20 protein-coding genes are annotated in these 17,416 nt (G+C 66.3%); 13 read left to right on the top strand and 7 right to left on the bottom strand.

Annotated features, from left to right (window positions below; translation table 11 throughout):
- Positions 1-120 precede the first annotated feature (120 nt).
- From GQB00_RS17430 to GQB00_RS17450, 5 genes are all read left to right on the top strand, one after another.
- Positions 121-498, top strand: a complete 378-nt coding sequence (locus GQB00_RS17430) for an STAS/SEC14 domain-containing protein (protein ID WP_111497217.1) — start codon at positions 121-123, stop codon at positions 496-498.
- 20 nt (positions 499-518) lie between these two features.
- Complete coding sequence (locus tag GQB00_RS17435) at positions 519-1,199, top strand: DUF4336 domain-containing protein (protein WP_165857245.1); 681 nt, start codon at positions 519-521, stop codon at positions 1,197-1,199.
- Positions 1,200-1,219: 20 nt separating this feature from the next.
- A complete protein-coding gene (locus GQB00_RS17440) occupies positions 1,220-1,582 on the top strand; it encodes a thiol-disulfide oxidoreductase DCC family protein (RefSeq protein WP_111497215.1) in 363 nt (120 codons plus the stop codon).
- A 70-nt stretch (positions 1,583-1,652) separates the two neighbouring features.
- Positions 1,653-2,192, top strand: a complete 540-nt coding sequence (locus GQB00_RS17445; RefSeq protein WP_111497214.1) for a DUF2058 domain-containing protein — start codon at positions 1,653-1,655, stop codon at positions 2,190-2,192.
- A 147-nt stretch (positions 2,193-2,339) separates the two neighbouring features.
- Positions 2,340-3,197, top strand: coding sequence for an ABC transporter substrate-binding protein (locus GQB00_RS17450; protein WP_111497213.1), 858 nt, complete (start codon positions 2,340-2,342; stop codon positions 3,195-3,197).
- 37 nt (positions 3,198-3,234) lie between these two features.
- Here GQB00_RS17450 and GQB00_RS17455 read toward each other — a convergent pair whose 3' ends face one another.
- From GQB00_RS17455 to GQB00_RS17475, 5 genes are all read right to left on the bottom strand, one after another.
- Positions 3,235-4,098 carry an ABC transporter ATP-binding protein gene (locus GQB00_RS17455; RefSeq protein WP_165857246.1) on the bottom strand — a complete coding sequence of 288 codons (864 nt, stop codon included), beginning with the start codon at positions 4,096-4,098 and terminating at the stop codon, positions 3,235-3,237.
- Positions 4,095-5,189 carry a FecCD family ABC transporter permease gene (locus tag GQB00_RS17460; RefSeq protein ID WP_228160646.1) on the bottom strand — a complete coding sequence of 365 codons (1,095 nt, stop codon included), beginning with the start codon at positions 5,187-5,189 and terminating at the stop codon, positions 4,095-4,097. The genes GQB00_RS17455 and GQB00_RS17460 overlap by 4 nt, the downstream gene beginning before the upstream one ends.
- 18 nt (positions 5,190-5,207) lie before the next feature.
- Positions 5,208-6,152: a FecCD family ABC transporter permease gene (locus tag GQB00_RS17465; RefSeq protein WP_266096066.1), complete on the bottom strand. Its 945-nt coding sequence runs from the start codon at positions 6,150-6,152 to the stop codon at positions 5,208-5,210.
- A 93-nt stretch (positions 6,153-6,245) separates the two neighbouring features.
- Positions 6,246-7,193 carry an ABC transporter substrate-binding protein gene (locus GQB00_RS17470; protein ID WP_165857248.1) on the bottom strand — a complete coding sequence of 316 codons (948 nt, stop codon included), beginning with the start codon at positions 7,191-7,193 and terminating at the stop codon, positions 6,246-6,248.
- A gap of 107 nt (positions 7,194-7,300) precedes the next feature.
- Complete coding sequence (locus tag GQB00_RS17475; RefSeq protein ID WP_165857249.1) at positions 7,301-9,289, bottom strand: ligand-gated channel protein; 1,989 nt, start codon at positions 9,287-9,289, stop codon at positions 7,301-7,303.
- 143 nt (positions 9,290-9,432) lie between these two features.
- Between GQB00_RS17475 and GQB00_RS17480 the strand changes: the two genes are divergently transcribed.
- The 8 genes from GQB00_RS17480 to GQB00_RS17515 all read left to right on the top strand — a co-directional run bounded on the left by GQB00_RS17480 (position 9,433) and on the right by GQB00_RS17515 (position 16,403).
- The gene (locus GQB00_RS17480; protein WP_165857250.1) at positions 9,433-10,356 is read left to right on the top strand and encodes a LysR family transcriptional regulator; all 924 of its coding nucleotides are present in this window, start codon (positions 9,433-9,435) and stop codon (positions 10,354-10,356) included.
- Positions 10,357-10,512: 156 nt separating this feature from the next.
- Positions 10,513-11,037 carry a MarR family winged helix-turn-helix transcriptional regulator gene (locus GQB00_RS17485; RefSeq protein WP_165857251.1) on the top strand — a complete coding sequence of 175 codons (525 nt, stop codon included), beginning with the start codon at positions 10,513-10,515 and terminating at the stop codon, positions 11,035-11,037.
- Entirely contained in the window at positions 11,034-12,098 is a 1,065-nt protein-coding gene (locus GQB00_RS17490; RefSeq protein ID WP_165857252.1) for an HlyD family secretion protein, read from the top strand. Before GQB00_RS17485 ends, GQB00_RS17490 begins: the two co-directional genes overlap by 4 nt.
- A 35-nt stretch (positions 12,099-12,133) precedes the next feature.
- The gene (locus GQB00_RS17495) at positions 12,134-13,165 is read left to right on the top strand and encodes a DUF2955 domain-containing protein (protein WP_228276918.1); all 1,032 of its coding nucleotides are present in this window, start codon (positions 12,134-12,136) and stop codon (positions 13,163-13,165) included.
- Between the two features lie 124 nt (positions 13,166-13,289).
- Positions 13,290-13,997 carry a monofunctional biosynthetic peptidoglycan transglycosylase gene (gene mtgA, locus GQB00_RS17500; RefSeq protein ID WP_165857253.1) on the top strand — a complete coding sequence of 236 codons (708 nt, stop codon included), beginning with the start codon at positions 13,290-13,292 and terminating at the stop codon, positions 13,995-13,997.
- A gap of 84 nt (positions 13,998-14,081) precedes the next feature.
- Positions 14,082-14,495 (top strand): alternative ribosome rescue aminoacyl-tRNA hydrolase ArfB, encoded by a 414-nt coding sequence (arfB, locus tag GQB00_RS17505; protein WP_165857254.1) that lies wholly within the window; start codon positions 14,082-14,084, stop codon positions 14,493-14,495.
- A gap of 94 nt (positions 14,496-14,589) precedes the next feature.
- A complete protein-coding gene (locus GQB00_RS17510; RefSeq protein WP_165857255.1) occupies positions 14,590-15,420 on the top strand; it encodes a YbaY family lipoprotein in 831 nt (276 codons plus the stop codon).
- Positions 15,421-15,422: 2 nt separating this feature from the next.
- Positions 15,423-16,403 carry a hypothetical protein gene (locus GQB00_RS17515; protein WP_165857256.1) on the top strand — a complete coding sequence of 327 codons (981 nt, stop codon included), beginning with the start codon at positions 15,423-15,425 and terminating at the stop codon, positions 16,401-16,403.
- Between the two features lie 7 nt (positions 16,404-16,410).
- Here GQB00_RS17515 and GQB00_RS17520 read toward each other — a convergent pair whose 3' ends face one another.
- Complete coding sequence (locus GQB00_RS17520) at positions 16,411-16,875, bottom strand: c-type cytochrome (RefSeq protein WP_165857133.1); 465 nt, start codon at positions 16,873-16,875, stop codon at positions 16,411-16,413.
- Positions 16,865-17,413, bottom strand: coding sequence for a methylamine dehydrogenase light chain (locus GQB00_RS17525; RefSeq protein ID WP_165857257.1), 549 nt, complete (start codon positions 17,411-17,413; stop codon positions 16,865-16,867). Before GQB00_RS17525 ends, GQB00_RS17520 begins: the two co-directional genes overlap by 11 nt.
- Positions 17,414-17,416: the final 3 nt, after the last annotated feature.

Raw genomic sequence — 17,416 nt, forward strand, 5'->3', positions numbered from 1 at the left:
AGACCGCGGCCGAAGCGTTGGCCATGGTAAACGCTTCGTCGGGATGCTGCGAACGCCAGTCCGCCCAAGCAGGGTAAGAACGCCCCCAAGCCCTGGAGTTCCGCCCACAGGAGGTGACAGATGCTGAAGGTAAAACTGGAGCGGGAAGCGGGTATCGCCGTGCTGGAACCGGAGGGGGCATTGACCCCGGAGGATTTCCAGTACGCGGCCCAGGTCATCGATCCCTACATCGAAGAGAACGGCCCCCTGCCGGGGTTGCTGGTGCATGTCCGGTCTTTCCCCGGCTGGGCATCGCTGGCCTCGATGCTGTCGCACCTGCGTTTCGTCCGCGACCATCACCGTCAGGTCCGGCGCGTGGCGCTGGTCACCGACTCCGGGGTGCTCAATGCGGCGGAAACCCTGGGCAGCCATTTCCTGGCCGCCGAAATCCGCACCTTCGGGTACGATGAAATGGAACAGGCGCGGGCCTGGCTGCTGGCCGCTGACCGCGCGGCCTGAACGTACAACGGAGCCGCCTGATGCAACGTCTCGCCGACGACCTGTGGATCGTTGACGGCGATACCGTCACCTTCCACGGTTTCCCCTACAGCACGCGCATGACCGTGGTGCGCCTGGACAACGGCCAGCTCTGGCTGCATAGCCCGATCCGCCTGACCACATCGCTGCAAGCGCAGCTGAATGCCCTGGGACCGGTGGCGCACCTGGTTGCACCCAATCATCTGCACCACCTGTTCCTGGCGGACTGGGCCGAGGCCTGTCCCGACGCCCGGGTATACGGCACCCGGCAGGTGATCGACAAGCGCCCGGACGTCCACTTCGACGAGACCCTGGGCGAGCATCCGCCCCAGGCCTGGGCGCGGCAGATTGACCAGGTCCTGTTCGACGGTTCGCGGCTGATGAGCGAAGCGGTTTTCTTCCACCGTGCCAGCCGCACGCTGATCGTCGCCGACCTGATCGAGAATTTCCCGGAAGGCCACTTCAACTGGTGGCAGCGGCCCGTGGCCCGGTTGGCCGGCATCCTCGCGCCCCATGGCAAGACGCCGCTGGACTGGCGCCTGAGCTTCAACAAGCACAAGGCGCAGGCCGCACTGGCCCATATCAAAGCGTGGGCGCCGACACGCATCGTCATGGCCCACGGCGAGGTGGTGGCGGAAAAGGACAACCAGTTCCTCAACGAGTCGTTCGACTGGTTGCAGTGATCCGGCTCCGGAGTTTCCGTATGAACCGCCATGAACGCCTGATCGTCTACTACGACGGAGCCTGCCCGCGCTGCCGGGCGGACCGGCGTCGCTACGAGCGCTGGGCCGGCGCCCAGTCCGTCACCTGGTACGACATCACCGGTCAGGATGCGGAGCTGCGCGCTCTGGGCATCGACCCGCGCCAGGCCCTGCACGAACTCCACGTGCAGGACAGCGCCGGCCACATCCATCGCGAGCTGGACGCCTATCGCCTGCTGATGGCGCGGGTTCCGCGTCTGCGCCCGTTGGCCTGGCTGTTGGGGCTGCCGCTGGTGCGTCCGCTGCTGTCCCGGCTCTATCGCGACTGGGTGCGACGCCGCCTGCGTCGGCAGGGACGGGCCTGAGTCGACGGGCGTTGTCAGCGGGGGCGGCGATTGCCGATAATGCGGGCAACGACAGGCAGAGAGGTGAACGATGGCGAAATCCCTGCAGGAACAGTTGATGCAGGCCGGACTGGCGGACGAGAAAAAGGCCCGCCAGGTGCGCCAGGAAAAGCGCAAGGCCCGCAAGCAAAAGCAGCCGACGGACGCCGAGGCGGCGGCCCGCAAGGCCGCGGCGGACAAGGCGCGTGCGGAAAAAGTCGAGCGGGATCGCGAGATCAACCGTCAGCGTCAGGAACAGCAGGCGCAACAGGCCCGCCAGGCGCAGATCCGGCAGATGGTCGATCAGCACGGCGTCGCCCGGGACAAGGGTGAGACGGCTTACCAGTTCGTGGTGGGCACGAAAATCCAGAAGATCTACGTCAGCGCCGAGCAGGCGGACAAGCTGGCCCGTGGCCGTCTGGCCATTGCCGTGCTGGGGGAGGATTTTCACCTGATCCCGGCGGACACCGCCCGCAAGATCCTGGAGCGGGACGCCGAGATGCCGGTGATCCTGCACGATCCCAAGGCGGATCAGCCGGATGAGGACGATCCCTACAAGGACTACCAGATCCCCGACGACCTGATGTGGTAACGGCGTAGAGCCGGCGTCGGCCGGTCGTTCCACTTTCCGCAACATCATGTCTCGCCCCGCCGTCCCTGACGGGCCGGGGTTTTGTGTATCTTGGCGGAATCGATGTTTATGAGATCGGTTCTCAACAAATACACCAAGGAGACATTCATGAAGGTAAGACAAACCCTGGCCGCCGCGGCGCTGGCTCTCGGCGCCAGCCTGGGCCCGGCGGCGGTCGCCGCCCACGACCTGCCACGCGTGGTGAGTTTCGACTTCGGCAGCCTCGACACCCTGGATGCCCTGGGGCTGGGCGATCAGGTGGTCGCCGTCCCCAAGGGCGGCCTGCCGGATTACCTGTCCCAATACAGCGGCGATGCCTACCCGGACGCCGGTAACCTCAAGAGCCCTGACGTGGAAGCAGTGCGCGGAGCGGCGCCGGACCTGATCCTAGTCACCGGCCGTCAGGGCGACGCCGTGGAAACGCTGGACGAGATCGCCGAGACGGTCAATGTGGGTCTGGAAGACGGCGCATACCTGGAGGCGGTTTCCGCCAACGTGCTGAAGCTGGCCGAGCGTTTCCACGCCCGGGATCAGGCGGAGACGGCGCTGGCGGAGCTTCGGGCGGTTGTGGAGAAGCAGCGCGATCGCATCGACGAAACGCAGGACGTGCTGGTGGTTACTCACAACGACGGTCACTTCGGCCTGCGTCACGAGCCCGTGGTCTACGACCTGCTGGGCCTGGCCGAGCCGGTGGTCCCGGACGATGTGGAGTCGGTTACCCGCGGTACCCGCACCTTCACGCCGCTGACGCCGGACGTCATCGCGCGGATGGCACCGGATCACCTGATGATCGTCGACCGCAGCGCCGCCATCGGGGCCGGTCAGGTCGATCTCGATGCGTTGAAGCAGCAGTTGGGTGGCGCGGTGCCGGCTGTCACCGTGCTCAACCCGGGCCTGTGGTACCTGTCCGGCAATGGCCTGGAAAGCGTTCGCCTGCAGGTGGAAGAAGTGGTGCAGGCCCTCTAAATCGAACGGCGTCTTTCTTGATTGGCCGTGCCCGGCGTTATTCGACGCTCGGGTGCGGCGTTTTTGCCGCCCCTCTCGTTCGATTCTCCTTCCCCACCCGCCGCACGTTCACCAGCATCGGGCTGCCGCAGGCCGGGTCCGGCACTACTTGGCAGTTCACCCCGTAGAGTTCCCGCACCAGGTCTTCCGTCAGTACGTCCGAGGGCGCGCCCTGGGCGATGATGGCGCCTTCGCGCATGGCCACCAGCTCGTCGGCGTAGCGACAGGCGCTGACCAGGTCGTGCACCACCATCACCACCGTCTTGCCCTGCTCCGACAGCTCGCGGATCAGCTCGAACACTTCGATCTGGTGGCCCAGGTCCAGGGCGGAGGTGGGCTCGTCCAGCAGCAGCAGGGGCGTCGACTGGGCGATGGCCATGGCGATCCAGGCGCGCTGGCGCTGGCCGCCGGACAGGGTGTCCAGGGAACGGTGACGCAGGCTCTCCAGGTCGGCCGCGGCCAGCGCCCGCTCCACCGCGTCGCGGTCGTCGCCGGACCACTGGCGCAGCCAGCCCTGGTGGGGCTGGCGGCCGAAGCGGATCAGGTCGGACACGGTCAGGCCTTCCGGCGCGGCGTTGTCCTGGGGCAGCAGGGCGATCTCCTGGGCCACTTCCCGCGACGGGCGCCGGTGGATGTCCTTGCCGTCCAGCAGGACCACGCCGTTGGACGGGGCGTGGACCCGGGCCAGGCCGTTGAGCAGGGTCGACTTGCCGCAACCGTTGGGCCCGACGATGGCCGTGACCGCCCCGGGTTTGAGGGTCAGGTCGAGATCGTCGATGATCGTGTGCGGGCCGTGCGCCAGGCCCAGTGCGCTGGCCTGCAGATCGATCTGCCGGAACGGGGTGGCCAGGAAATGGCTCATAGATGACTCCTCGGGGAACGGCGCAGCAGAATCCACAAGAGGTAAGGACTGCCGACGATGGCGGTGACGATACCGACCGGAATTTCGATGGGGGCGAGCATGATCCGCCCCGTCAGGTCCGCCAGCACCATGACGATGGCGCCGGCCAGGGCCGAGGCCAGCAGCGGCACGCCCCGGTAGCGACACAGCGCGCGTGCGGCCTCCGGGCCCAGCAGCGCCACCATGCCCACCGGGCCCGCCACGGCCACCGCCAGGCCGGTCAGCACCACCGACAGGAACAACCCGGCGAAGCGGACCTGGCGCAGGCGGATGCCGAGACCCACGGCCACCTGGTCGGAGAACTGCAGGATGCGCAGGTAGCGCCCCAGGTAGATCGCACCCATGAGACCCAGAGCGAGCCCTGCGCCCAGAATGGCCGTGGACAGCGGCTCGCGGGCGTTGAGGCTGCCCACGGTCCAGGGATAGGCCGCGTTGGCGGTGTCGATCGCCACCCGGCTCAGCATCACCTGGGTCACCGCCCCGGCGACGGCACCAATGCCCAGGCCGGCGACGATGAAACGATACCCCCGGGTGCCGCTGCCGCCGGCCAGGCCGAACGCCAGGGCGGTGGCCGTGGCGGCCCCGGCCAGAGACATGGCCGAAGGGGCGATGGCGATGCCGGCGCTGACCACCGAAGCGACAGCAAAGGCCGTGGCGGCGTTGTCGATGCCGATGATGCCGGGCGTGGCCAGCCGGTTGCGCGCCAGGGTCTGCATCAGGCAGCCGCTCAGAGCCAGGGCCGCGCCGGTGGCGATGCCGGCCAATACCCGCTGCAGGCGCAGTTCCTGCACCACGAACTGGCTCATGGTGGCCCCCTGGCCCATCAGCGCGTGCAGGGTTTCCAGCGGCGACAGTTTGACCGTGCCCAGCGACAGGGAGGCCAGCGCCGCAACGATCAGCACGATCAGCAACACTCCGTTGACGGCGACCGAGCGCTTGTCCAGCAGCAGGTTCCAGCCTCGGGCGGTGGTCGAAAGGCGCAGGCGCCAGTAGCCATCGGGGGCGGGCGGCCTGTCGGTGGGCCGGGGCATGACGGGGTGGGACAGATCCATAGACTGTTCAGTGACCGGTTAGAGCGAAGGGAGACGACGGGCGCGGACAATGGCCAGCAGCACCGGGGCGCCGATCAGGGCCGTCAGCACGCCCAGCGGCAGTTCCGTGGGCGCGGCGATCAGGCGCGACAGCACGTCCGCGCCGATGACCACGATCGGACCGATGGGCAGACACAACCACAGGGTGCGGCGGATATCCGGACCGGCCAGGGCGCGGGCGGCAAACGGCACCACCAGACCCACGAACACGATCGGCCCGGCCATGGCGGTGGCACCGCCCACCAGCAGCGCCACGGCGATCACCACCAGCAGGCGGATACGCCCCGGGCGGTGCCCCAGGCCCACCGCCACCCGCTCGCCCAGCGCCAGAGAAGCCAGCGGGCGGGCGATCAACAGGGTGATCAGCGCCGCCACACTGAACGACGGTATGACCCGCATCAGTGAATCAAGGTTGCGGCCGGCGACGCTGCCGGTGACCCAGAAGCGGATCTCGTCGGCGGCGCGTTCATCGAACAACAGCAACAGGGATGTGAGCGCGATCAGCAGGCTCGACAGCGCGGCGCCGGCCAGCACCAGGCGGATCGGGTCGTTGCCGACACCCTGCAGGCGCGCCGCGCCCAAGGCGAACAGGCAGCCGCACAGGGCGCCGAACTGGGCCACGGCGACGGTCAGGGTAGCGGCGCTGGCGCCCAGCACCAGGGCCACGGCGACGGCAAAGGCGCTGCCGGCACTGATGCCCAATAACCCGGGCTCGGCCAGGGGGTTGCGCGCCACCGATTGCATCAGCGCGCCGGCGATGCCCAGGGCGATACCCACCGCCAGCCCCACCAGGGTGCGCGGCAGGCGTAATTCGGTGACGATGAAATGGGCCTCGTCGCTGCCCTGCCCGGCCAGTACCTGGATGGCGTCGGCGGGCGATACGGAGCCCGCCCCCAGCAGCAGGCTGGCGAGGCAGACCCCCAACAGCAAAAATCCCGTCGCCAGCAGCAACGGGATCAACGGTTGGCGCAGACGGTATCTGCGCCTTGAGGCGAATAGCCTGGACCGCATTACGAATTACCGGGCATCGGGCAACTGGCTCTCAATGGTGTCGAGGATGGATTGCGCCGCCAGCGGGCCCGTGGCGCTGGTCCAGATCTGCCCGTCCACCGGAATCACGTGGCCTTTCTCGACCACCGACAGGCGGTTGTAGGCCGGCGATTTCTCGGCGGCGGCGAGGGCGTCGCGGCCTTCGGTGTTGAGGGTGGCCAGGAACAGCCAGTCGCCGTCCATCAGGTTCAGGTTCTCCTGGCTCAGCGGCGAGCTGTGCGGGCGGTTGGCCTTGACCGCACCGGCGTCGCCGACGGTGAAGCCGGTGGCTTCCAGCAGGCCGGTGGAGAACAGGGTCGAAGCCATGATCAGCGGGCCCTGGGGCATCCAGCGGGCGAGTACTGCGTCGCGTTCGTCGGCCGGAATGCGCGCCTCGACGGTCTGGGCTACCTCGGCGATATGGGCGTCCACGTCCGTCAGGGCCTGCTGCATCTCGTCTTCCTTGTCCAGCGCCTTGGCGAAGAACTCGGCTTCCGCGCGCCAGTTGTCCGGTTTGAAACCGCTGGTGGTCGGAACCAGGGTCGGGGCGACTTTCGACAGCAGGTCGTATTGCTCTTTGGGCAGTCGGGAGGACGCCAGGATGATGTCCGGCTGCAGGGCGACCACGGCTTCCAGATTGGTTTCGCGGGCGGTGCCGACGATGTTGATGCCGTCGGCGCGATCCTGCAGATAGGTGGCGACACCGTCGCCACCGCGGGTCATGATCGCGCCCACCGGCTCGACGCCAACCGCGTAGGCGCTGTCCAGGGCGCCTTCGTAAAGGGTAACCACACGTTCCGCATCGCCGTCGACCGTGACCGGGCCGTAGGCGGTGTCCAGGGTGCGGGCTTCCGCAAAGGCGTGCCCGGCGCCAAAGGCCATGGCGAGGCTGAAAACAAGGCTGAGCCCGCGGCGGGCCGGATGATTCGATGTCATAGTGCTGATGTTTCCCATTCGCGTTTGGAAAGCCTGCGAGCCTATCCTACCAGAAGCGGCCGGATAGCGCGCCGCAGGCGCCGATCTTTACAGAGTCCTTACGTCGGTTAGAAACCGACGTTCAGGGCCAGCCAGTAGCGGCGGCCGTCCTCGGTGTAGCCGTACTCGTCGTAGTTCACGTCCTCGTCGAACAGGTTGTAGACGCCAGCCTTGATGGTGGCCTGCTCGGTGACGGCGAAGGTCAGGCCGCTGTCGACGAAGGTGTAGGACGGCGCGATGGTGGAGCTTTGTGATGGTCCGGTGGTCGGGTTGCTTTCCTCGCCACGGTAAGTCACGCGCAGCCACGGTTTGACGCGATTGGAGGCCTCCCAGTCCAGGCCCAGGGTGGCCAGATGCTTGGGCAGTTGGGTCAGCGGCTCGCCTTCATACTCGCCGGACTTCTGTTCGGAATCGGTATAGGTGTAGCTGACGTTCGCCTCCAGGGTGTCGGTCAGCGGCGCGCCGAGGCTGACTTCCACGCCCTGGGTCACGGCCTCGTCCACGTTGATGCGGTAGGTGGGATCGGAACCGAACTGGTTGGGGCCGGCGTCGCAGATCGTCTGCGGGCAGGCGACGCGGGTGATCTTGTCGTCGAAGTCGTTGTGGAACACGGTCACCGAGCCGTTCAGGCCGGTCGCGAAATCGTTGTAGTGCAGTCCGATTTCCTTGTTGAGCGAGGTCTCCGGTTCCAGATCCGGGTTGCCGTAGACGTTGCCGCCGCGGCTGGTCTGGCCCCAGTCCGGCGTGATTTCCCGCAGGCTGGGTGCGCGGTAGCCGGTGGAAACGCCGCCCTTCAGGGTCCAGGCTTCGGCGAAGCGCCAGACGCCGTAGAGACGTGGGCTGATGTTGCTGCCGTAGTTCTCGTCGTCGTCCATGCGCACGCCGCCGGTCAGGGCGAAGCTGTCGGTCATCTGCCATTCATCCTCGGCGAAGACGGCCCAGCGCTCGTTGTCGATCTCGGTGCGGTCGGAAATCTGGTTGGATGTCTGGTCTTCCAGTTCCTCTTTCTCGAAATCGGCACCGACGGTGGCGGTGTGGTTGGCGAGGGGCACCACCAGGCTGGTTTTGGCGACGGTGTTGGTGATGGTGATTTCGCGCGACTGGTTTTCGGTTTCTTCGCGCTGAACGTAGCTGTCACTGGTGCCGATGGCCCAGCGCCCCGTGTGGCTCAGGGAATAGTAGCGACGGATGTGCTTGTTGTCGGAGTCGGTACAACCGCCGCGGCAGCCGTCGGCCTGGCCGGACACACCCACGTTGGAGCGGCGGCGCTGGTCGGTGACGCCGGCTTCCAGCACGAAGTCCTGGTCCTGGGTCGGGGTAAAGGACAGGCGGGCCGTGGCGCTCTGCAGGTCCTTCTCTTCATAGCCGTTGATGATCTCGTCTTCTTCCCGGCTGTACTGGCGACCGTACACCTGCAGGCCCACCAGGTCCTCGACCAGGGCCCCGCCGATGTTGAAATTGGCCTGCTGGACGTTCCCGGAGTCCTGATCCTCCTGGTAGATGGTGCTGATCTCCACGTTACCGGTCCACTCGCGCGGCACCTTGCGGGTGATCACGTTGATGACACCGCCGATGGCGTCGGAGCCATACAGCGTCGACATAGGCCCGCGCACCACCTCGATCCGCTCGATGGACGCCAGCGGTGGCAGCCAGTCCTGCTCGAAGCCGGCGGAGCCGTTGGGTCGGCTTTCCCGGCTACCCTGGCGTTTGCCGTCCACCAGCAGCAGGGTATAGCTGGCGCCCATGCCGCGCATGGAAATGTCAGCGCCGTTGTCGCCGGCACCGCCGCCGGTCACGATCACGCCCGGCACGTCGCGCAGGGCGTCGGTGATGTCTTCATAGGAACCGCTGTTCAGCTTCTCGCTGTCGATTACGGTGATCGACGCGGGCGCGTCGGTGACGTCCTGCTCAAAGCCGGCGGCGGTCACGACCAGCGGGGCCAGGGTGGTGGAATCGTCGTCCGACTCCTGGGACCAGGCCTGACCGGGGATCATGGCCAGACTGGCCAGCGTGGCGGCACTGACGGCTGCGGCGAGGTTTTTTTGGTGTAAAGGCATAGCGTCTCCAGCACAGGAATTGCAAAAACAGGGATTGCAAAGAATCTGTAAATTTTTATAAATGATAATAATTCGCGTTCATGGTGGGCAGGTGATAAAGTCGAACGCTTTGTTGCAGATTCCGGAACGGGGGTGGAAAACCAATGTTTGATCTGAAGGAGCTGGAAGCGTTTGTGGCGGTCATCGGCTCCGGCAACCTGTCGGCCAGCGCCCGCGATCTGGATCTGCCCAAGTCGACCCTGAGCCGGCGCATCCGTCAGCTCGAAGCCAATATCGGCCAAAGCCTGCTGCGACGGGAATCGAATCGCCTGAGCCCCACCGAGGCCGGCCAGGTGTTCTACCGCTACTGTCACGAGATCCTGGAGCTGGCCGGAAGGGGGCAGGATGCCCTGGAAGAGCTGCGCGGCGAGGTGCGGGGTGAGCTGGTCCTGCGTTCCCACAGCGCTTTTACCCGGGGCTGGTTTACGCGCCAGGTGGAAAGCTTCATGGAGCGGCATCCGGAGGTGAAGGTGGTCCTGCGCACCCAGACCGAACCGCCCCGGGGCGATCCGGGCGATGATGTCTGCCTGTGGCTGGGGCCCCTGCACGACTGTCCGATGCGACAGATCCAGTTGGGCAGCCTGAGCCAGGGCATCTATGCCAGCCCCGAACTGCTGGAACGCCACGGCGAGCCGCGCCATCCCCGTGAGCTGGCGCGTTATGACTGGGTGGACATGATGGGCGTGGCCTCCGACGGGGTCATCCTGCATCACCCGCGTGAGGGCATCTATCCCCTGAAGCCGTCGCAACCGTCCTTCCGCGTCGACCAGTTCACCCTGCAGGGCGATGCCATCGTGCGCGGTCGCGGGTTGGGCCTGATGCCGCACTGGCTGGTAGCCCTGCGCAACCGGCATCACCCCGGCGCCATGCAACTGTGCCTGCCGGAATGGCAGGGGCCGGCCCTTCCCGTCTGGCTGGTGCATTCGCACGGCCAACTGCCGCGCCGCACCCGCGCCCTGATCGAGCACCTCAAGGCCGGGGTGCCGGAAGCCTGGAATACCCGGCGCGTCCTCGAACCCGTTTATTAACGGCCCTCATCCCCACGATATCGGGTAAGCAGATCTACGTATTATTGGTAGCTGGCTAACTAAAATTATAAATTGTTAGAATGGTGGTTTATATTAGCTTGCTACACTAATGATTTGTAAGCGACCAGATGCGTCGCCAGCCCAGGAGGACACCTCATGTCCGAAGCCAACACGGACACCCGTCTTCCCGGTCACGACGATCTGACCCTGTCCATCCATACCGACCTGAAACCCTCGCTGGGCGGTGCCCTGGGGCGCCTGCACCGACTGTGGCGGCGTGCGATCACCGAATCCGTCGCCGATCTGGGGATGACGGAGAGCCGTTGGGCGGTGATGGTGCACCTGGTGAAGATCGGCGAAGGCTGCAGCCAGCAGCAGCTTGCCCGGGAGCTTGAAATCGAAATGCCGTCGCTGACCCGCACCCTCAACCAGCTGGAAGAACTCGACCTGCTCGAACGCCGGCCCGACCCCCACGACCGCCGCGCTCACCGCCTGTGGCTGACCGAGACCGGCCGCGACCGGGTGGCGTTGATGGAACGTCGGATCCTGGATGTCCGCGCCGCGATCTGCGAGGGCGTGACCCAGCAACAGGCCGATGTCTTTGCCGACCTGCTCACCCTGATGGAAGCCAACGTGCGCCGCCACCTGGAGCAGGACCAGAAGGAGAATCCCGAACCATGACGCCGGATCAGAAGTTTGCCCGGTGGGTCCACCTGTCGTTGGTGGCCTTTGCGCTTGTCTTTGCCTATTTCCTCATGGCCGATCTGTGGATGCCGCTGACGCCGCAGTCCCGGGTCATGCACCCGGTTGTCCAGGTGGCGCCCCAGGTGAGCGGCCAGGTGGCCAGCGTTCACGTACGCAACAACCAGCATGTGGCGGTGGGCGATCGGCTCTTCACGCTCGACCGGCGACCGTTCGAGCTGGCGGTGGAACAGGCCAGGCTGGCGCTGGAGTCCGCCAGCGTGCAGAACGATGAATACGACGCCGCCATCGCCGCCGCCGAGGCTGACCTGGCCGCCGCCCAGGCCGAGTCCGAGCAGGCCGAACGCGATCACCGGCGCATGCAGCGTCTGATCAAACAGGGCGGTGTGTCCCGGCAACAGGCCGACCAGGCCCGTTCCGCCTACGACGCCGCCCGCGCCCAGGTGGCGGCAGCTCGCGCCAAGGTCCGGCAGTTGGAAGTGCAGCGCGGCGTCACCGACGACCAGAACCTGCTGCTGCGCCAGGCTCGCAACGACCTGGCCCAGGCCCAGCTCAACCTGAGCTACACCGAGATTCGGGCGGAAGAGCCGGGGGTGGTGTCCAATCTCCAGGTTCAGCCCGGCACCTACGCCAAGGCCGGTACGGCGCTGGCGGCTTTGGTGGGTGATCGTGCCGACATCGTGGCGGATTTTCGGGAAAAATCTCTGACCAAGGTGCATCCCGGCGACACCGCCTCGGTGGTCTTCGACGGGCGCCCCGGTGACGTGTACCCGGCCCGGGTCGAGGCCATCGACGCCGGCACCGGTCAGGGCCAGATCCTGCCCGACGGCACCCTGGCCACGCCCCAGTCCACCGACCGCTGGGTGCGCGACGCCCAGCGCCAGCGCTTGCATCTGCAACTGACCCGCGATCCGCAACGGCTGGAGCAGATGCCCTCCGGCGCCCGGGCGACGGTGCAGCTGTTCCCAGTCGACGGACCGGCGAGCTGGCTGGGGAGCGTACAGATCCACCTGGTCAGCCTGCTGCACTACATCTACTAGGGGGCCTGCCGATGTCGCGCTTCAAGCCGGTCCTGATGGTCCAGAAGGCATCGATGAACGCCAACGATCTGCGACAGTGCCTGCGCATTGCCTTCGGCGGTATCATCGGCTTTCTGATCTGCAAGCTCAGCAACAGCAGCTACGGCGCGTTCTATACCGTTTACCCGATGCTGCTGTTGGGCATGGTGCCGATCATCAACGCCCACATCGTGCGCCAGTTCGCCGCCGCGGCCGGTCTGGTCACGGTGGTGGTGCTGGTGGTGCATGGCCTGTTCGGCGACAAGCCGGTGCCCATGGTCCTGATCGTGCTGGGCCTGTTCACCCTGTGCTTTCGCGCCATGTCGCGGGGACCCAACCTGCTGTTCGGGGCCCAGTGCATCGTCAGTCTCTCGATGCAGTTCAACTTTGCCAGCTACCCGTCGACGGACGTGATCGACCTGGCCCTGTCCAACGCTGGGGCCACGGCGACGACCATCTTCATCGCCTTCCTGATGCACACGCTGTTCCCGGATGTGGAGCCACGCCAGCCCCGGCAGATGGCGCAGAAACCGCTGAGTAACCAGCGTCACGAGGTGATCCTGGCCACCACCGTGTGCACCCTGTCGTTCGTGGTGTTCCAGGTCATGGACCTGCGCGGTTCCCTGTCGGCCCAGGTGGCGACCATCCTGATCCTGTTCCCGATGACCTGGAAAGGCGCCGGACCGGCCGGCTGGAACCGGGCCATTGGCACCCTGGTGGGCTGTAATTTCGGCCTCATCGTCCAACTGGTGCTGATGAACCATTACACCACCCTGCCGCTGACCGCCTTCGGTCTCTGGCTCAGCCTGTTCCTGTTCGCCCGCCTGCACACCCTGGAAGGCGGCCTGTCGGCGTCCGGATTCAGCGCCCTGACCACCATGGCAATCCTGTTCGGCCAGTATCTGACGCCCGCGCACGACCTGATCTACAGCGACCTCTACCGCTTCAGCTCCATGGCCGTGGCGGTGCTGGTGACCCTGTGCCTGGTCTACCTGATGCACCACCTGCTCGACCGTTTCCCCGCCACCCGCCTGCAGCCGCTGGGGTAGTGTTCCGCCCGGGCGGATCGGCGGGATCGGGCGGTGCCTGACAGTCCGGTCACTTGACGTGTCGCCGATACCGGGCAACATGGAAGGCTGAATTTCATCGGATCCGGGAGTGGGGGCCTGGTGCGTGGCGCGACAATCGGTTTGGAAGCGGACCCTCCGCTGGCTGTTCTTCCTCGTGCTGGGGCTGTTACTGCTCCTGCTCGGTCTGATCGCGCTGCTGCGCTTCGTCGATCCGCCCACCACGGCCTTCATGCTGGCGGACCGCTTCCAGCATCCGGAACGCCGCCAGGTGCAGAACTGGGTGGCGCTGGAGGAGATCTCGCCCTGGATGCCGCTGGCCGTTATCGCCAGTGAGGATCAGCGCTTCCTGCAACACTGGGGGCTGGACCTGGATGCGATCCGTACGGCGGTGGCGGATTATCGCGACGGCGACAATCTGCGCGGCGCCAGCACCATCTCCCAGCAGACCGCCAAGAACCTGTTCCTATGGAACGGCCGTCAACTGGTGCGTAAGGGGCTGGAAGCGGGGATCACCCTGGGCCTGGAAGCGCTCTGGTCGAAGCGGCGCATCATGGAGGTCTACCTCAACGTCGCGGAGTTCGGCGATGGCGTCTATGGTGTGGAAGCGGCCAGTCTGCGCTATTTCGGCATCCACGCCCGCCAGCTCAGTGCCAGTCAGGCGGCGCGACTGGCGGCGGTGTTGCCCAACCCCAAGGCGTTGAACGCGGCGCGTCCCTCCGCCTACGTCTGGCAGCGGGTGGACTGGATCACCGGGCAGATGAGTCAGCTGGGTGGGCCGGCCCTGGTACGGCCGATGATTGGTACCCGCTGAGGCCCGCCCCGGCGAGACCCCGACGGCTGGTTTATAGTGTGAGGGAGCCAGCCCATCGCTCAACGCCAACGAACAGGAGACAGTGTGCTGCGGATTTCCCGCAATGTCGTGATCAGTGACGACGAAATCGAGTGGACCGCCATCCGAGCCCAGGGCGCCGGCGGCCAGAACGTCAACAAGACGTCCAGCGCGATCCACCTGCGTTTTGATATCCGCGCTTCGTCGCTGCCGGAGGTCTACAAGGAACGCCTGTTGGCCATGGCCGACCAGCGCATCAATAAGGACGGGACCCTGGTCATCAAGGCGCAGCAGTACCGTACCCGGGAACAGAACCGGGAGGATGCGCTGGCCCGGCTGCAGGCACTGTTGCAGGCGGCCGGCGAGACTCCCAAGGCACGCCGGGCCACGCGCCCGTCGCGCTCTGCCAAACGCAAACGCATGGACCGCAAGACCCAGCGCGGCCGCACCAAGGCCCTGCGTGGCAAGGTACAGGTCTGAACGTGAGATGCAGATCTGAGAGGCACAGGTTGGCCGCTGCTGTCACGGGGCGGTCATCGATCCGTGAATAAATGGACCAGCAGGAGACAACAGGATGAATCGCGGCGCTAAGCGTATGTTCAAACGGATGAGCCAGTGGACGGGCATCAGCCTGGTACTGGGAGCCTTGGTGCTGGCCAGCGGCTGCGCCTGGTTGCAGGGGACCTCCGACATGACATTAATCGACGGCACGGTCACGTACCGGGAGCGCATGATGCTGCCACCCGGTGCCGACGTGACCGTCACCCTGGAAGACGTGTCCCTGGCCGACGCGCCGGCGCACGTGATCGCCGAAACCCGCTTCAAGGCCGACAGTGCCCCGCCCTGGAACTTCCAGCTGGCCTACGATCCGGACGACCTGCTGCCCAACCGTCGCTACAGCCTGCGCGCCAAGGTGACCGTTGAGGACCGGCTGATGTTCATCTCCACCCAGGCCAACCCGGTGGATCCCATGGCCCAGACCGAACCGGTCGACATTGTGGTGTCCCGCACCGGCGGAACCATCGCTGACAAGGCGCGTGCCGACACGCGCGCCCACAGCCTGGAGGGCACTTTCTGGGAACTGACTCACATCGGCGATGACGCTATCGACCGGGAGAGCGACAAGCGCAAGCTCAACATCGTTCTGGATGGCGAGGACGACCGCGTTTCCGGCTTCTCCGGCTGCAACCAGTTCTCCGGCGGCTACACCCTGACCGGCGACCAGCTCCAGTTAGGCCCGCTGGCCTCCACCATGATGGCCTGCTTCAAGGGCATGGAGCGCGAGCAGGCATTCCAGAACGCACTGCAGAAGACGGCCCGTTACGAGCAACAGGGCGTACGACTGACGCTGTTCGATGCCAGTGGCGCCGTGCTGCTGAAATTTGTCTCCGGCGATCAGCTCTGATCATGACCGCCGCCGTCCTCAACATCACCAACGGCGATCGGGCCCTGGAGACGTTGCAGGACGCCGGGGTCACCGGTGAATGGCTGCCCTGGCGCGACATCCTGCACGAAGGGCCGGTCCCGGCCGGCCTCAGTCTGACCGAACTGTCCGCCTGCCGCGCCCGGTTCATCGCGGAGCGGCATTGGTCAACGCCTGAGCAGGTGCAGGCGGATTTCGCCGAGCGTGATGCCCTGTTGGCGGGGTGTGGACGATTCGACGCCGTGCGGCTCTGGTTCGAGCATGACCTGTACGACCAGCTTCAGTTGCTGCAGGTGCTCGACGCCCTCGCTGAGCGGCTGCCGGCGAACACCGCGCTGACGCTGTTGTGCGCGGACGAATACCTGGGCGAGGGCCGGGACGGGATGCGGCCGCGTTTCGAGGCGTTGGAAGCGCCGGTCAGCCGGGCACAGATCCAGTTGGCCCAACGCGCCTGGCGGGCGTTCCGTGAGCCTGACCCCGAGGCCTGGGTGCATCTGCTGGATGAAGACACCACCGCCCTGCCGTATCTCGACGGCACGGTACGGCGGGTGCTGGAGGAATACCCCCAGCCCGGTACCGGGCTGTCGCGCACCGCCTACCATGCCCTCAGCCTGATCGCCCAGGGCGAGAACCGTTTCAGCCCACTGTTTGCCGAATACCAGAAAACCGAGGATCGCCGTTTCCTCGGGGACCTGGGGTTTCACTGGCTGCTGGACACCCTGGCACAGGGTGACGCCGCCTTGCTGGCCACCGCGGGGCCGCAGCCGCCGGTGATCGATCCGCGCCAGACCTACGAACTCACCGATCACGGTCGGGCGGTCATGGCGGGCCGCGCCTCGGCTTATCCGCTGCTCGTCGATGGGCGCTGGATCGGTGGCGTCGAGCTGCGCCCGGAGCGCTTCTGGGAATGGGATCCGGCCGCCGGGTTACTGATCCCCCGCAGTGTCACGACGGCGACCGGTTGATCGTGGTTCAGGGCCAGGGATAGTCGGCGACGGGCCGCCCTTCCGCCTTGAGCTGGCGGGCGACTTCGCGGCGCAATTGCACCACGTCCTGCACGTCCGTCTGCCGCAGGTAATGGACTTCGGCATCGGTAAACGGTGTGAAGCCCCGCCCCAGCGATTCCCCGCCCCACTCCTTCATCACGTAATTGAGCACGTCGGCAATCTGCTGGTCGTTCAGGCTGGAGCCCACCACACCCGGCACGTGCAACAGGTATTCCCGGCCACGCGGCAGATAGCTGAACGACGCCACCGAATCCCGGAAATCCGGAATCCGACCCCGCTCGCTGCCGGCGCCGTGCGGCCCGTGGCAGCCGATGCAACGCAGGGTGTAGTTCTGTTTGGGCGTCCAGGCGCCGCCTGTGCCGGCCTCCCCGGCGAGTGCCGGAGAGGCCAGTGCCATCAGCAGTGCCAGGAGGGCGGGCCTAGGCGCCACCGGCCATACCCACCACGACCGCCACCGTGCAGTGGTAGCCCTGGGAGCTGTTGGCCATGCACCAGTTGATGTCGTTGTGCAGGCCCATGCGGTAGCCCGGCCGCTCGCGCTCGCTGGTCAGGCACTCGTTACCGGTGCAGGCGGCCTTGCCGCAGCAGTCGTTGTACGACACCAGGTAGTCCTTGCCGTCGTTGGGGTTGCTGCAGGTGCCGACCCAGGACACTTTGGACGCCTCGGCTCCCGGTGGGCAGCTGGTAATCGTGCCGCCACAGTCGTTACAGAGGTTGCCGTCCAGGGCGCAGTAGCGCCAGTACTCGCAGTTGGTGGGGTCGTTGTGGTCCTCGCCCCCGGCTTCTTCGGCGTGGGCCACGCCGAAGTTCTTGTCGAACGGCAGGATCGGCAGCATGGCGCTGCCGGCCACGGCCATGCCCATCTTGCCCAGGAAGCTGCGTCGGCCGCTGTGGTGGGCCACCCGGCGGGCGATTCTCTCCGAACCCGCGTCCATGCGTGACATCAGTGCATCAATCAGTCTGTTCATGCT

Origin of the sequence: Marinobacter sp. JSM 1782161 (assembly GCF_011421605.1) — a bacterium.
Classification (GTDB): Bacteria; Pseudomonadota; Gammaproteobacteria; order Pseudomonadales; family Oleiphilaceae; genus Marinobacter_A; species Marinobacter_A bohaiensis.

Coding starts and splice junctions, on each gene's coding strand:
- GQB00_RS17430 (WP_111497217.1), top strand. CDS start 121: ATGCTGAAGGTAAAACTGGAGCGGGAAGCGGGTATCGCCGTGCTGGAA.
- GQB00_RS17435 (WP_165857245.1), top strand. CDS start 519: ATGCAACGTCTCGCCGACGACCTGTGGATCGTTGACGGCGATACCGTC.
- GQB00_RS17440 (WP_111497215.1), top strand. CDS start 1,220: ATGAACCGCCATGAACGCCTGATCGTCTACTACGACGGAGCCTGCCCG.
- GQB00_RS17445 (WP_111497214.1), top strand. CDS start 1,653: ATGGCGAAATCCCTGCAGGAACAGTTGATGCAGGCCGGACTGGCGGAC.
- GQB00_RS17450 (WP_111497213.1), top strand. CDS start 2,340: ATGAAGGTAAGACAAACCCTGGCCGCCGCGGCGCTGGCTCTCGGCGCC.
- GQB00_RS17455 (WP_165857246.1), bottom strand. CDS start 4,098: ATGAGCCATTTCCTGGCCACCCCGTTCCGGCAGATCGATCTGCAGGCC.
- GQB00_RS17460 (WP_228160646.1), bottom strand. CDS start 5,189: ATGGATCTGTCCCACCCCGTCATGCCCCGGCCCACCGACAGGCCGCCC.
- GQB00_RS17470 (WP_165857248.1), bottom strand. CDS start 7,193: ATGACATCGAATCATCCGGCCCGCCGCGGGCTCAGCCTTGTTTTCAGC.
- GQB00_RS17475 (WP_165857249.1), bottom strand. CDS start 9,289: ATGCCTTTACACCAAAAAAACCTCGCCGCAGCCGTCAGTGCCGCCACG.
- GQB00_RS17480 (WP_165857250.1), top strand. CDS start 9,433: ATGTTTGATCTGAAGGAGCTGGAAGCGTTTGTGGCGGTCATCGGCTCC.
- GQB00_RS17485 (WP_165857251.1), top strand. CDS start 10,513: ATGTCCGAAGCCAACACGGACACCCGTCTTCCCGGTCACGACGATCTG.
- GQB00_RS17490 (WP_165857252.1), top strand. CDS start 11,034: ATGACGCCGGATCAGAAGTTTGCCCGGTGGGTCCACCTGTCGTTGGTG.
- GQB00_RS17495 (WP_228276918.1), top strand. CDS start 12,134: ATGGTCCAGAAGGCATCGATGAACGCCAACGATCTGCGACAGTGCCTG.
- GQB00_RS17510 (WP_165857255.1), top strand. CDS start 14,590: ATGAATCGCGGCGCTAAGCGTATGTTCAAACGGATGAGCCAGTGGACG.
- GQB00_RS17515 (WP_165857256.1), top strand. CDS start 15,423: ATGACCGCCGCCGTCCTCAACATCACCAACGGCGATCGGGCCCTGGAG.
- GQB00_RS17525 (WP_165857257.1), bottom strand. CDS start 17,413: ATGAACAGACTGATTGATGCACTGATGTCACGCATGGACGCGGGTTCG.